Consider the following 14,554-nt stretch of genomic DNA (forward strand, 5'->3'; position numbering starts at 1 on the left):
AAAACACTGCGCCCTTGTCTTCAAAAGGTGGACAGGCGGCAGTTTTCCTTAAAGGAGGATGACCACATGCGTAAAACCAAGATTGTTTGTACGATTGGCCCCGCAAGTGAAAGTATAGAAAAGCTGGTTCAATTGATAGAGGCGGGGATGAATGTAGCACGGCTTAACTTTTCTCATGGAAATCATGAAGAACATGCCGCCAGAATACGCAATATCAGAGAAGCGAGCGAAAAAGCGGGTAAACAGGTTGCCATCCTGTTGGATACAAAAGGACCTGAAATACGGACAAATAATATGGAGAATGATTCCATAGAGCTTGTTGCCGGTAATGAAATCATTATTTCCATGAATGAAGTCCTGGGAACACCTGAAAAATTCTCTATTACCTATGAAGGGCTTCTGCATGATGTCTACCCAGGATCTAAAATCCTTTTGGATGATGGACTGATCGGGCTTGAAGTGTTGAAGATAGATCAGGTAAGAAGAGAAATCCATACCAAGATCTTGAATAGCGGTACACTTAAGAACAAAAAAGGCGTGAATGTTCCTGGAGTTTCGGTTAACCTGCCTGGCATAACGGAGAAAGATGAACAGGATATCCTTTTTGGAATCGAACAGGGTATCGACTTCATTGCTGCCTCATTTGTACGCAGGGCTTCCGATGTACTTGAAGTAAGTGAATTATTGCAGCAAAATGGAGCGGAACATATTCAAATCATCCCTAAAATCGAGAATCAAGAGGGCGTGGACCGTCTTGATGAAATCTTGGAAGTATCAGATGGCTTGATGGTAGCACGTGGAGACTTGGGAGTGGAAATTCCCGCAGAAGAAGTGCCACTAGTCCAAAAACAAATGATCAAAAAATGTAATAATGCTGGGAAACCAGTCATAACGGCTACACAAATGCTCGATTCAATGCAACGTAATCCTAGGCCGACCCGTGCAGAAGCAAGTGACGTGGCCAATGCCATATTTGATGGAACGGATGCAATCATGCTTTCTGGTGAAACAGCTGCCGGAACCTATCCTGTAGAAGCGGTGCAAACGATGCATAACATTGCTTCACGTGCTGAAACTGCCCTTGATTATCGGGATATATTATCAGTCAGAAGCAAAGTGAACCGCCATAATGTCACTGATGCTATTGGTCAATCCGTTGCCCACACCGCGCTTAATCTTAATGCAGGGGCAATCATCACGCCTACAGAAAGCGGTCATACGGCAAGGATGATTTCCAAATACCGCCCTAAAGCACCGATCATTGCGGTTACATCCAATGATCATGTTACAAGAGGGCTTGCATTGGTTTGGGGAGTCTATCCGCAGATTGGTCCAAAAGCAACGACTACCGATGAAATGCTTCAAACCGCAATAGATGAAAGCTTGCATTCTGGCTTAGTTTCCCATGGGGATTTAGTCGTCATTACAGCCGGTGTGCCTGTAGGTGAAACAGGTACGACTAACTTGATGAAAATTCATGTGTTAGGAGAGGTTCTTTTGAAAGCTCAAGGAATCGGCAGGAAATCAGCTAAAGGGGAAGTGGTTATCGCTAAGAATGCCAAGGAAGCTTTGGAGAAAGTGACGGAAGGCTCTGTATTGGTTACGATCGGTTCAGACCGCGAAATGATGCCGGCGATTGAAAAGTGTGCGGCCTTGATTACGGAAGAAGGCGGTTTGACAAGCCATGCAGCTGTTGTAGGAGTTACATTGGGCATACCGGTCATCGTTGGGGCGGAAGACGCGACCAAGGTTTTCAAGGATGGTCAAAGAATAACAGTCGATGCAGGTCGCGGAGTCATTTACGATGGACATGCCAACGTTTTGTAAAACGAAATTTTGGCTGATTCCCTGCCGATGAGGTAAGATGGATGTACCGCACCAGAAATGGGCTGTGCAGGAGGAATGTAGATGAAATATTTTTTAATGTTTATCATTGCGATGCCGGTCGTTGAAATTATAGTCCTTTTGCTGTCGGGCAACCTGATTGGTTTTTGGCCAACCCTGTTCCTGATTGTAGCCACAGGTTTGATCGGAGCCTATTTGGCTAAACGGCAAGGGATGGAAACGTGGAAAAAGGCACAGGAACAGATTCGTTACGGAATGATGCCAGGAAATGAAATCATTGATGGAATCTGTATCTTTATCGGAGCTGCACTGTTGCTGTCCCCTGGGCTCATCTCGGATATCATGGGATTGATCCTTGTGTTTCCGCCAACCCGGAATCTCCTCAAACCGATTGTTATCCGGTTTATCATGAACAGGATGAATAAAGGGAAAGTTACCATCATTCAGCATAAATAATATAAGGCTGTCTAAAGGCTCAAGCTTTTAGGCAGCCTTTTTTTGTCTGGAAAAAAGGTCAACAAAAAGCATACAAGTTTTTTATAGGGTGCTTTTTTGACTAACATGGAAATGGGAGTTTCAATGTTAATCAAATTTTGCCTGTTTCACTATTAAATGATGAATTCCACGAGAATGAAAAAGTGTATAATAACAGGATTTATAAAGATTAACCCTGTGGAAACATTGGTAAATCAGGCTTTTTCATGCTTAAAAATCTTTTTTTAGATTTTTTAGAAAAAACTGGTGACAAATTTATACAACGTGTTATATAATACAAACAGGAAATAAAACAACTGTATTATAACATAGGAGAGTTAGAAAGGATGTGGAGAGGCAACATGATTACGGAAGCAAAAGGCTTACAAATTACAGGCAACATTAAGCCAGGATATGAACAAATACTTACAACGGAAGCTCTTCAATTCATTGAAAGAATTGAACGGCATTTCAGTGGAAGAAGGGCAGATCTTCTAGAACGGCGGAAAAGCGTTCAGGAAGAACTGAATCAAGGTAAGCTTCCTGATTTCCTTGAAGAAACGAAGCATATTCGCGAAAGTGATTGGACGATTGCGCCCCTCCCGAATGATTTGCAGGACCGCAGGGTTGAAATCACTGGACCTGTTGATCGCAAAATGATCATTAATGCCATGAACTCTGGTGCCAATGTTTTCATGGCGGACTTTGAAGATGCCAATTCACCCACTTGGGAGAATTGCATTGATGGCCAATTGAATCTGCGGGATGCAATCCGCGGAACCATTTCATTTAAAAATCCAAATGGCAAAGTGTATGAATTAAATGAAAGGACAGCTGTCCTAAAGGTAAGGCCACGCGGCTGGCATTTGGAGGAGAAACATGTCCTTTTGGATGGACAGCCTATATCAGCCAGCATTTTTGATTTTGGACTGTACTTTTACCACAACGCAAAAGCATTGGTCGAAAGGCAAAGCGGTCCATACTTTTACTTACCAAAAATGGAAAGCCATCTAGAAGCAAGATTATGGAATGACATATTCGTATATGCACAGAACGATCTGAGAATTTCGCAAGGAACCATCAAGGCAACGGTCTTGATAGAAACGATTCTTGCTGCATTCGAAATGGACGAAATTCTGTACGAGCTGAAAGAACATTCAGCAGGCCTGAACTGTGGCCGCTGGGATTATATCTTTAGTTTCCTGAAAAAATTCCGTCACTCGGATGATGTCATTTTCCCAGACCGTCAGCAGGTCACGATGACCGTCCCGAACATGAGAGCGTATTCCTTACTGGCAATCAAAACATGTCACAATCGTAATGCCCCTGCAATCGGCGGGATGGCGGCGCAAATTCCTGTTAAAAACGACCCGGTTAAGAACGATGAGGCTTTTGCGAAAGTAAAGGCAGATAAAGAACGCGAAGCAAGAGACGGTCATGATGGAACATGGGTTGCCCATCCAGGTATGGTAAGTACGGCAAAAGAGGTTTTTGACCTGCTCGTCCCAAAACCGAATCAAATTTTCCGAAAACGGGAAGATGTCCATGTAACAGCTCAAGAGTTGCTGGCTGTACCGGAGGGAACGATCACAGAGGCAGGTTTAAGGACGAATATTAACGTAGGCATCCAATATATCGCCTCCTGGTTAAGCGGCAGAGGTGCGGCACCCATCAATAACTTAATGGAAGATGCTGCAACCGCTGAAATTTCAAGGGCTCAAGTCTGGCAATGGATCCGTCATCCAAAAGGCATTCTCGAAGATGGCAGGAAAATAACCGAGGAATTATTCCATCAAATCAAAGAAGAAGAATTGGCGGTCATTAAATCGGAAGTAGGGGAAGAAACTTTCAAATCAGGAAAGTTTGAAGAGTCTACTAAACTATTTGAACAATTGATTGAAGCGGATGACTTTGCTGATTTCTTAACGAACGCGGCATACGAAAAATTATCTTAATATTCAAAATATAAAAGATGAATCAGGAGGAAATAATGATGATGGTGAATGAGAGAGCGCAAAAATTACAACAAAGCTGGGAAAATGACTCACGGTGGACTGGTATTGAACGTCCTTATACGGCCGAAGAAGTTATTAAACTGAGAGGTTCCATCGATATCGAACAAACATTGGCACGCCGTGGTTCTGAAAAACTATGGAATCTATTGAATACGGAGGATTTCATCAATGCATTAGGGGCATTGACTGGTAACCAAGCCATGCAGCAGGTGAAAGCTGGTTTAAAAGCAATCTACTTAAGCGGCTGGCAAGTGGCGGCAGATGCTAACATCGCCGGGCAAATGTACCCTGACCAAAGTTTATATCCAGCCAACTCCGTGCCGCAAGTAGTAAAACGCATTAATCAGACACTTCAGCGTGCAGACCAAATCAGCTTTGCTGAAGGAAAAGATGATATCGATTGGTTCGCTCCAATCGTGGCGGATGCTGAAGCAGGCTTTGGCGGTTCCCTTAACGTCTTCGAATTGATGAAAGGCATGATCGAAGCTGGAGCGGCTGGCGTTCATTTTGAAGACCAGCTTTCATCCGAGAAAAAATGTGGTCACCTTGGCGGTAAAGTCCTTCTTCCAACCCAAACGGCAGTCCGTAATTTAGTTTCCGCCCGATTGGCAGCCGACGTAATGGGTACACCGACTATCTTGATTGCCCGTACGGATGCAGATGCTGCAGATTTAATCACCGATGATATCGATCCGGTCGATGCACCATTCATCACTGGTGAAAGGACTCCAGAAGGATTCTACCGCACGAATGCAGGTCTTGACCAAGCTATTGCAAGAGGCCTTGCTTATGCGCCGTATGCCGACCTTATCTGGTGTGAGACTTCTGAACCTAATCTAGCGGATGCTCGCCGCTTTGCCGAAGCGATCCATGCAGAGTTCCCGGGCAAACTGCTAGCCTACAATTGTTCCCCATCATTTAACTGGAAAGCGAAATTAAGTGATGAAGAAATTGCAAATTATCAGGTGGAATTGGGTAAATTGGGTTATAAATTCCAATTCGTTACACTTGCAGGATTCCACTCATTGAATCATAGCATGTTCAACCTTGCTCTTGGTTATAAAGACCGCGGCATGGCTGCATACTCAGAACTTCAACAAGCGGAGTTCGCTAGTGAGCCTGACGGCTATACAGCAACACGTCATCAGCGTGAAGTGGGAACCGGTTACTTTGATGAAGTGGCACAAGTTGTTTCTGGTGGAACATCATCCACAACAGCGCTTGCAGGTTCTACTGAAACAGAACAATTCGAGACGTCAAAATAATTTTGGGGTAAAACCAAAAATCCGCCTTGCACCCGAGGCGGATTTTTAAATGGAAATGGGTGAATGCTAATAGATGTCTGAGTATCTTAAGTCGTTTTCTTCGTATCCCCGATGATGAATGTCCATATGGCCTTGAAGACATTGGCACGCTGAAGTGTATTGAATATGACAAGTACGACTGGTCCTGCAATCAGACCTAGGAAACCGATCAATTTGAAGCCGATGAACAAGGCGATGAGAGTGGCAAGCGGATCCAAACCAATACTGGAAGAAAGTACTTTTGGCTCTATTAACTGACGCTGGACGACGACGATTATGTAAAGAACGGACAAACCGATTCCAAGACTTGTATTCCCGGCGATGAATTCAAAGATGATCCAAGGAATGAAAATCGTACCTGTCCCTAAATAGGGGATGATATCGACCAGTCCGCATATCAGGGCAATGGTAATTGAATAATTCACCCCCAAAATGAGAAATCCGATTAAAATCGTGACAGTCGTCAATGAAACAAGAGTGAATTGAGCACGGATAAACCCGAACAAAGCCCGTTTTAAGTCCCTGAATAAACGCTTGGCACCCGCAAAAATCTTATCAGGCAAAACTTTTCCGGTCATGCGGCTAAAGGTATCCCAATCTTTGCTGATGAAGAAAGTGCCCAGCAGGGTAAAAAGGAGTGCTGTTGCTGTAGTTGGAAACCATCCGATGATCGTGGGGATGTTCTTCAAGAAAGCTTGAATGAAGCCGCTTACTCCGGTCGTGATAGATTCGCCAATATTTTGGATATTCTTGAGGACTGTGTCCTGCTGTTCGGTATCCAAATTATTGAACATGGCCGCTATTTGATTATATAAAGGGATGACGGTGGTCGCGATGTATGTTTCTATATAATCCACGATGGTTTCAATATGTTTCGGGATGACTCCGGCAAGGTAATTGGTCCCTGAAATGATCTCGGTGACCAGTAAGGTGATAAGACCCGCAAATAAAAGGAAAATGAGTAAAAGGGAAACGAATACAGCCAACCCCCGTGGCAGCCTTCCTTTCCTTTCGAAAAAAGTGACCAGGGGATTCATCAAGAAAGCGATTATCATGGCAATGATGAATGGATATGTATATTTAGATAAATAAAACAAGGCAATTCCGCCTGAAATTATCCCTCCGATGACCAGTAAAGAGCGAATGAAACGATACATATATACCGGATTCAAGTCATATCCTCCTTCAATCATAAAGTTTGTATTATAATTGTAACGATGATGGAAAAGAAAGGAAAGATTCTTTCATCTTTCGGCTTAACTTTTTTCCGCCGATGCATCGTTCCATAAATCATTTTTCTCCCAGGAAACACGGGAGTTTGTTATGTTAAAATAACAAAAAAGAAGGAAGAAGGTGAAGGGAGAATGATCAACGGTCCTGTCGTATTTTTAATTCTGCTTGCTGCAATCGGTTGGTTTGGGAAAAACACCTCACTGATCATGGCTGCGGGTTTTCTTTTAAGCATGAAACTGATTGGCCTTGACACTAAAGTGTTTCCGTACCTGGAAGCGAAAGGAATCAATCTAGGCGTTACGATCATTACGATTTCGGTACTCATACCCATAGCAAACGGGGCGATAGGTTTCAAGGAACTGGGAGACGCAATTAAATCACCTTATGCCTGGATTGCGCTTGCATCTGGAATAGCTGTTGCGCTCATAGCGAAAAATGGGATTACACTCCTATCACATGATCCGCACATTACCACGGCTCTTGTTTTTGGGACGATTTTGGCAGTCGCATTATTCAAAGGGGTTGCTGTCGGTCCGTTAATCGGGGCCGGAATTGCTTATTTATGCATGCAGATCTTCAATTTTTTTAAATGAAGCGAATGGCAAAGGGGAGAAAATCCCGTCAGTACTGAGAATGTAAATTTTCTATTTAATGTTTCGTTTATTCTGCTTTGGGGCGAATTTTCAAAAAAACGTTTTGAATCGCATAAAAAAAAGCAAGAGAATATGTAGCTAATTTTTCTAATAAAATAATAATTTTTTCACATTTTAAGTGCTTTTCATTCCCAAAAAAGTGTTTATTGTTTATAATAATGTTGTAACTGCTCTGATTTATTAAAATTGGGATTCAGAATATCATTGATATTTTTGAGGAATCTTAAAAAAAAGATGTAGTTATTGAGCAAGCGCTCACTAGGAATAGCTACAAGCATTATTTTTAGAATTTCGTTTAAAGATTATCGTACATTTTACTATTGTTGGGGTCATATTCTGTGAACGCTTCCAATACAAGATGTATGTCTTCTGCTAAAAAATAGATGGTTGTTTACAATAGCTAATTTCTTGGAAGCGCTATATTTATACGCTAATAGCAAGGGCATAGGGGAATATTTAGGAAAAGGAGAGATTTAGTATGACAGCAACAAAAGGTCTTGAAGGTGTGGTAGCAACAACTTCATCAGTAAGCTCCATTATCGATGACACATTAACGTATGTAGGTTATGACATCGATGATTTAGCTTCTAACGCAACATTCGAGGAAGTAATCTATCTTTTATGGCACGGAGCTCTTCCGAACAAAAGCCAATTAGAAGAATTAACTAAACAGCTTGCTGAAAATGCTGAAATTCCAGCTGAAGTGGTTAATCACTTCAAAACATACCCAATCGATAAAGTACATCCAATGGGAGCTCTTCGCACTGCAGTATCTCTTCTGGGTCTTTATGATGAAGAAGCAGATGTAATGAGTGAAGATGCTAACTATCGTAAAGCTATCCGCATCCAAGCAAAAATCCCTACATTGGTAACAACTTTCGCTCGCATCCGTCAAGGGAAAGAAGCTGTTGCTCCACGTACAGATTTAAGCTTTGCTGCTAACTTCTTATATATGTTAAGCGGTAACGAACCAACGGCAATCGAAGAAGAAGCATTCAACAAAGCATTGGTTCTTCATGCTGACCATGAATTAAACGCTTCTACATTCACTGCACGCGTTTGTGTGGCTACATTATCTGATATCTATTCTGGCGTAACTTCTGCCATCGGCGCTTTAAAAGGCCCTCTTCACGGCGGAGCTAACGAACAAGTCATGAAAATGCTTACAGATATTGGTTCAGTTGAAAACGTTGAGCCATATATCAACGAAAAATTAGCCAATAAAGAAAAAATCATGGGCTTTGGCCACCGTGTATACCGTAAAGGTGATCCTCGTGCTAAACACCTTAAAGAAATGTCACAAAAACTGACTGAACTTACTGGACAACCTCAATATTATGATATGTCCATCAAAATTCATGAAATCGTGACCGGTCAAAAAAATCTTCCGCCGAACGTGGATTTCTACTCTGCTTCCGTATACCACAGTTTAGGTATCGAGCATGACCTATTTACACCAATCTTTGCCGTAAGCCGTGCTTCAGGCTGGATCGCTCATATCCTTGAGCAATATTCAAACAACCGCCTTATCCGTCCGCGTGCAGAGTATGTTGGACCAGGTATGCAAAAATATGTACCGATTGAAAAACGCTAATTAAAAGTTTTTTCGAAAAATCATTTTTTATTTCATCGAATTTGTAGTAAATTAATAGATGTGAGTAAAAAAGGTTAGTGGTTCTGCCTCATTAAATGGCAGGCCATCTAACCTTTGAATTTGAATCGGAGGTAAGAGACATGACACAAAGCCAAAAAATCACAGTTACTAACGGTGCTCTTAACGTACCAAACAATCCAATCGTTCCTTATATTGAGGGAGACGGAATCGGTCCTGATATCTGGGCTGCAGCATCCCGCGTTTTAGACGCAGCAGTTGAAAAAGCTTACAATGGCGAAAAGAAAATCGAATGGAAAGAAGTTTTAGCTGGACAAAAAGCATTTGACCAAACGGGCGAATGGCTTCCACAAGAAACTCTTGATGTCATTAACGAATATCTAATCGCTATTAAAGGACCTCTTACAACTCCAATCGGTGGCGGTATCCGCTCATTGAACGTTGCATTGCGTCAAGTATTGGACTTATTCGTATGTCTTCGTCCAGTACGTTACTTTGAAGGTGTACCTTCACCAGTTAAACGTCCAGAAGACACTGACATGGTCATCTTCCGTGAAAACACTGAAGACATCTATGCTGGTATCGAATATGCAAAAGGTTCTGACGAAGCTAAGAAATTAATCGAATTCCTGCAAAATGAATTCGGTGTTCAAAACATTCGTTTCCCTGAAACTTCAGGTATCGGAATTAAACCGATTTCCGAAGAAGGAACGAAACGTCTTGTTCGTTCTGCGCTTAACTATGCGATCAAAGAAGGCCGTAAATCATTAACGCTTGTTCATAAAGGTAACATCATGAAATTCACTGAAGGTGCATTCAAAACTTGGGGTTATGAAGTTGCAGAACAAGAATTCGCCGATAAAGTGTTCACATGGAACCAATATGACAAAATTAAAGAAGCTGAAGGCACTGAAGCTGCTAACAAAGCGCAATCTGCTGCTGAAGCTGAAGGCAAAATCATCGTTAAAGATTCCATTGCTGATATCTTCTTACAACAAATTCTGACTCGTCCTAAAGAGTTTGATGTTGTTGCAACAATGAACTTGAACGGAGATTACATTTCTGATGCATTAGCTGCACAAGTTGGCGGAATCGGTATCGCTCCAGGAGCAAACATCAACTACGAAACTGGACATGCCATCTTCGAAGCAACTCACGGAACGGCTCCTAAATATGCTGGTCTTGATAAAGTTAACCCATCTTCAGTTCTTCTTTCAGGTGTTCTTTTACTTGAGCACCTTGGCTGGAACGAAGCTGCAAACAGCATCACTAAATCAGTGGAACAAACAATCGCTTCTAAAGTTGTTACATACGACTTTGCCCGCCTAATGGAAGGTGCAACGGAAGTTAAATGTTCTGAGTTCGCAGACGAGCTTATCAAAAACCTTAAATAATTCATTATATGCTTTCTGGAAAAGTGCCTGAACGGGCTGCTTTTCCAGGAGGCTTAATATATTTTCATGAGGATGTTAAAAGTATTCCAAAAGTATTCATATATTTTAAGGAGGAAATAACATGTCTAAACGTAAAAAAATCACAGTTGTAGGTGCTGGATTCACTGGTGCTACAGCAGCATTCCTAGCCGCTCAAAAAGAACTTGGCGATATCGTTTTAGTTGATATCCCGCAAGCTGAAAACCCTACAAAAGGTAAAGCCCTTGATATGGCGGAAGCAGGACCTGTCCTAGGTTTCGATGCTAACATCATCGGTACATCCGACTATGCAGAAACAGCTGATTCCGACGTAGTGATCATAACTGCCGGAATTGCCCGCAAACCCGGCATGAGCCGTGACGACTTAGTTCAAACTAACCAAAAGGTTATGAAATCAGTAACTAAAGAAGTCGTTAAATATTCCCCTAACACAACCATCATCGTTTTGACTAACCCTGTAGATGCAATGACTTACACTGTTTACAAAGAATCAGGTTTCCCTAAAGAACGCGTTATCGGACAATCAGGTGTCCTTGATACAGCTCGTTTCCGTACTTTCGTAGCTCAAGAATTAAACTTATCGGTTAAAGATGTAACTGGTTTCGTTCTTGGCGGACACGGAGATGATATGGTTCCATTGGTACGTTACTCTTATGCAGGCGGAATTCCTTTGGAAACATTGATCCCTCAAGATCGTCTAGAAGCAATCGTGGCCCGTACCCGCACTGGCGGCGGAGAAATCGTTAACCTTCTTGGAAACGGAAGCGCCTATTATGCACCAGCTGCATCTCTAGTGGAAATGGCTGAAGCGATCCTTAAAGACCAACGTCGCGTTCTTCCATCCATCGCTTATCTTGAAGGTGAATACGGATTTGAAGGTATTTACCTTGGAGTGCCGACTGTACTGGGTGCGAACGGTATTGAACAAATCATCGAACTTGAATTGACCGCAGACGAAAAAGCGGCACTTTCAAAATCAGTTGAATCAGTTAAAGCAGTAATGCAAGTCCTTCAATAAGTGATCATATCAGACTGTTCGGATATAGGAAGAAAAGGCCATGGCCTTTTTCCGACTCCGGACAGTTTTTTTACGCTTCAAAAGTCCTTGGAACTAATAATCTCCCTGCTGAAGATAAGGAATAACTTTCTTTCCGTTTTTTTATGTGTAAATTTCATATAATATTCTTTATAATGGAAGTGGATGAGTAGACCAAGAAATTGGTCTTTTGGGTAATACATAATTCAGGAGGATCTAATGTCAAAGAAAATTCTCGTAGTGGATGATGAACAATCAATAGTTACCTTACTTCAGTACAATTTAGAACAAGCAGGCTATTCGGTAATCACAGCTTTGGATGGAGAACAAGGGCTGGAGGCTGCCGTGGATATACGCCCCGATTTAGTGGTATTGGATTTGATGCTGCCTAAAATGGACGGGCTTGAAGTATGTAAGCAGCTTCGCCAGCAAAAAATCAATATACCGATCTTGATGCTGACAGCTAAGGACGATGAATTTGACAAGGTGCTGGGACTTGAACTGGGGGCGGATGATTACTTGACCAAGCCATTCAGTCCTAGGGAGGTAGTGGCCCGGATTAAAGCCATTTTAAGAAGATCCCAGTTACAATCGAACGGCAGTGATTCAAGTCAGGATCAAGAAGATGGCCTCTTGAAATTAGGGGAATTGAAAGTGTTCCCGGAACGATACGAAGCTTTCTTTGATGAACAGCAATTAGAATTGACTCCAAAGGAATTTGAATTACTTTTATACTTGGCGAAGAATAAAGGAAGAGTGCTGACCAGGGATCAACTGCTCAGTGCGGTATGGAATTATGATTTCGCGGGAGACTCACGAATCGTCGATGTCCATATTAGCCATCTTCGTGAAAAAATAGAAAAAGATACAAAAAAACCTCTATATATTAAAACGATAAGGGGCTTGGGTTATAAGCTTGAGGAGCCTAAAAAAGAATGACGACCTATCGTAAAAAGCTCTTATATACCCTCATCACATTGGTGATGGTCGTCCTGATGGCCGTGGGCTTTTTATTAGGACACTTGTTCAAAAGTTATTATATTAAAACGTTTAATGACCGTATACAGAACGAAACATTTTTCATTTCTACATATATTCAGGAGCATGGCGGGATCGAGTCCTTTTTGGAAAAAGGGAAGACGGCAAAACTGACACCCCTTTTAGATTCGAATTTAACCATTCTCTCCACGAATGGGGAAATATTATACGATTCGACATCATCCAATGAAATATTTAAAGGCCATGCCAATGTCCTTCGTAAAATAACTTTGGAAAAAGGGCTAAAGCATGGGGAAGGGTTTGAAGTGGTCGAAGGCGAATCGGACCTCCATTATTATTGGAAGACGGTTGAAAAGGATGGAGAGATTGAAGGCTTTGTCGTTCATAGCAATGAAATAGAGGCCATCAATCAAGTGAATAAACAAATGTGGCAAATATTGATCATTTGTTTAGGGGTGGCCTTGATCATCATTCTCATGCTTGCCAGCAAAATCACTTCATATTATACGCGGCCGATCGAGGAGGCGACGATGGCGGCCATAGAACTGGCCAAAGGGAATTATGGAACCCGGACATTCGGGCGGCATTCCGATGAAACGGGAATGCTGACAACTTCCTTGAACATATTGGCGAGGAATCTTCAGGAAACAGAGATAGCGAGGGAAATGAATCAGGATCGTTTGGAAACACTTGTTGAAAACATCGGTAGTGGTGTCTTGCTGATAGACAGTAAAGGGTATACCACATTAATCAACCGGGAATTCAAGAAAAGCTTCCGTGTGAACTCCGCTACGTTTTTGTTTCAGGAATATTATTCGGTCATTAAAGATCAGGAAGTCATAGCCATCATCGAAGAAATCTTTCGAACGGAAAAAACGATTAAACGACAGGTGAAGATACCGCTTGCCATAGAACGTAAGCATTTTGAGATTTATGGGGCTCCCATTATCGGGAATCATGATGAATGGAAGGGGATCCTCCTCATTTTCCATGATATCACCGAATTGAAAAGGCTCGAGCAGATGCGGAAGGATTTCGTGGCTAATGTGTCCCATGAATTGAGGACCCCGATCACTTCTATTAAAGGCTTTTCTGAAACATTGTTGGATGGCGCCTTAAAAGACGAAAAGACCTTAAAGCACTTTTTATCGATTATCCTGAAAGAAAGTGATCGGCTGCAAGAACTCATTCAGGAGCTTCTGAATTTATCCAAAATGGAGCAACAGGAATTCGTTTTAAACGCAGGGGTCGTGGATATTACAAAAGTGCTTGGCGAAATACAAGAGATGCTTATAGGCAAGCTGAAAGAAAAAGAAGTATCCCTTGAAATTAAAACATCACCGGAGCCGGTATTCATTGAAGGGGAATCTGACAGGATCAAACAGGTTTTCATCAATTTGATTACGAACGCATTGACCTACACACCAAATGGCGGCAGGGTCACCGTTGATATCATTGAAAATGAACAGACGGTCGATATTGCAGTGCAAGACAGCGGGATCGGCATCGAAGAAAAAGAACTGCCGAGGATCTTTGAACGGTTTTACCGGATCGATAAGGCGAGGAGCCGCGATTCAGGAGGAACGGGCATTGGACTGGCAATCGTCAAGCATATAATAGAAGTCCATAAAGGTAAAATCAATGTGGAAAGCACACCTGGAACCGGGACGACTTTTACAGTCACCTTAAATAAAAGCTTAAAAGGAAAAATGTAGAGGGTTTCTTATTTACATTTCCTTTACAATTCCTTAAAACGGACTTCATAATGCAGGGGTACAATGGTTGTACAACCCCTCATCCAAGGAGTTAAACATTGACAGAGACATGGTCTCTGTCTTTTAATTTTGGCTATATTCCCCGCGAACCATCCCTCTATCCTATTTTCCTGGAAAAATATTAGATTTTTATGAAACTTTAGGCCCTTCCTTGCGTAAATAAGATATAACTGCA

General features: G+C 42.1%; 11 protein-coding genes. 10 read left to right on the top strand and 1 reads right to left on the bottom strand.

The features are described 5' to 3' along the window. Positions 1 to 66: 66 nt before the first annotated feature. The 4 genes from pyk to aceA all read left to right on the top strand — a co-directional run bounded on the left by pyk (position 67) and on the right by aceA (position 5,599). Positions 67 to 1,827 (top strand): pyruvate kinase, encoded by a 1,761-nt coding sequence (gene pyk, locus BW986_RS02315; protein WP_076364754.1) that lies wholly within the window; start codon positions 67 to 69, stop codon positions 1,825 to 1,827. An 81-nt stretch (positions 1,828 to 1,908) separates the two neighbouring features. Next, complete coding sequence (locus tag BW986_RS02320; RefSeq protein ID WP_076364756.1) at positions 1,909 to 2,301, top strand: FxsA family protein; 393 nt, start codon at positions 1,909 to 1,911, stop codon at positions 2,299 to 2,301. Between the two features lie 380 nt (positions 2,302 to 2,681). Further along, positions 2,682 to 4,274: a malate synthase A gene (gene aceB / locus BW986_RS02325; protein ID WP_076366259.1), complete on the top strand. Its 1,593-nt coding sequence runs from the start codon at positions 2,682 to 2,684 to the stop codon at positions 4,272 to 4,274. Positions 4,275 to 4,306: 32 nt separating this feature from the next. Further along, on the top strand, positions 4,307 to 5,599 hold the full coding sequence (gene aceA / locus BW986_RS02330) for an isocitrate lyase (protein ID WP_179086013.1): 1,293 nt from the start codon (positions 4,307 to 4,309) through the stop codon (positions 5,597 to 5,599). Between the two features lie 86 nt (positions 5,600 to 5,685). On the opposite strand, the gene ytvI is transcribed toward aceA, so the two are convergent. Continuing rightward, on the bottom strand, positions 5,686 to 6,810 hold the full coding sequence (gene ytvI / locus BW986_RS02335; RefSeq protein ID WP_076364758.1) for a sporulation integral membrane protein YtvI: 1,125 nt from the start codon (positions 6,808 to 6,810) through the stop codon (positions 5,686 to 5,688). Between the two features lie 192 nt (positions 6,811 to 7,002). Here ytvI and BW986_RS02340 point away from each other — a divergent pair, with 192 nt between their 5' ends. The 6 genes from BW986_RS02340 to pnpS all read left to right on the top strand — a co-directional run bounded on the left by BW986_RS02340 (position 7,003) and on the right by pnpS (position 14,319). Then, the gene (locus BW986_RS02340; protein ID WP_076364760.1) at positions 7,003 to 7,464 is read left to right on the top strand and encodes a DUF441 domain-containing protein; all 462 of its coding nucleotides are present in this window, start codon (positions 7,003 to 7,005) and stop codon (positions 7,462 to 7,464) included. Between the two features lie 538 nt (positions 7,465 to 8,002). Then, the gene (gene citZ / locus BW986_RS02345; protein ID WP_076364762.1) at positions 8,003 to 9,118 is read left to right on the top strand and encodes a citrate synthase; all 1,116 of its coding nucleotides are present in this window, start codon (positions 8,003 to 8,005) and stop codon (positions 9,116 to 9,118) included. 95 nt (positions 9,119 to 9,213) lie between these two features. After that, positions 9,214 to 10,530, top strand: coding sequence for an NADP-dependent isocitrate dehydrogenase (gene icd, locus BW986_RS02350; RefSeq protein WP_260320605.1), 1,317 nt, complete (start codon positions 9,214 to 9,216; stop codon positions 10,528 to 10,530). Between the two features lie 121 nt (positions 10,531 to 10,651). Next, positions 10,652 to 11,587, top strand: coding sequence for a malate dehydrogenase (gene mdh / locus BW986_RS02355; protein WP_076364766.1), 936 nt, complete (start codon positions 10,652 to 10,654; stop codon positions 11,585 to 11,587). 237 nt (positions 11,588 to 11,824) lie between these two features. Next, positions 11,825 to 12,544, top strand: coding sequence for a response regulator transcription factor (locus tag BW986_RS02360; protein ID WP_076364768.1), 720 nt, complete (start codon positions 11,825 to 11,827; stop codon positions 12,542 to 12,544). Further along, positions 12,541 to 14,319 (top strand): two-component system histidine kinase PnpS, encoded by a 1,779-nt coding sequence (gene pnpS, locus BW986_RS02365; RefSeq protein ID WP_076364770.1) that lies wholly within the window; start codon positions 12,541 to 12,543, stop codon positions 14,317 to 14,319. Before BW986_RS02360 ends, pnpS begins: the two co-directional genes overlap by 4 nt. The last annotated feature ends 235 nt before the right edge of the window (positions 14,320 to 14,554 follow it).

Origin of the sequence: Peribacillus simplex (genome assembly GCF_900156045.1) — a bacterium.
Classification (GTDB): Bacteria; Bacillota; Bacilli; order Bacillales; family DSM-1321; genus Peribacillus; species Peribacillus simplex_D.

Excerpts from the sequence above, each read along its gene's own strand:
- pyk (WP_076364754.1), top strand. The coding sequence starts at position 67 with ATGCGTAAAACCAAGATTGTTTGTACGATTGGCCCCGCAAGTGAAAGT.
- BW986_RS02320 (WP_076364756.1), top strand. The coding sequence starts at position 1,909 with ATGAAATATTTTTTAATGTTTATCATTGCGATGCCGGTCGTTGAAATT.
- aceB (WP_076366259.1), top strand. The coding sequence starts at position 2,682 with ATGATTACGGAAGCAAAAGGCTTACAAATTACAGGCAACATTAAGCCA.
- BW986_RS02340 (WP_076364760.1), top strand. The coding sequence starts at position 7,003 with ATGATCAACGGTCCTGTCGTATTTTTAATTCTGCTTGCTGCAATCGGT.
- citZ (WP_076364762.1), top strand. The coding sequence starts at position 8,003 with ATGACAGCAACAAAAGGTCTTGAAGGTGTGGTAGCAACAACTTCATCA.
- icd (WP_260320605.1), top strand. The coding sequence starts at position 9,214 with ATGGCAGGCCATCTAACCTTTGAATTTGAATCGGAGGTAAGAGACATG.
- mdh (WP_076364766.1), top strand. The coding sequence starts at position 10,652 with ATGTCTAAACGTAAAAAAATCACAGTTGTAGGTGCTGGATTCACTGGT.
- BW986_RS02360 (WP_076364768.1), top strand. The coding sequence starts at position 11,825 with ATGTCAAAGAAAATTCTCGTAGTGGATGATGAACAATCAATAGTTACC.
- pnpS (WP_076364770.1), top strand. The coding sequence starts at position 12,541 with ATGACGACCTATCGTAAAAAGCTCTTATATACCCTCATCACATTGGTG.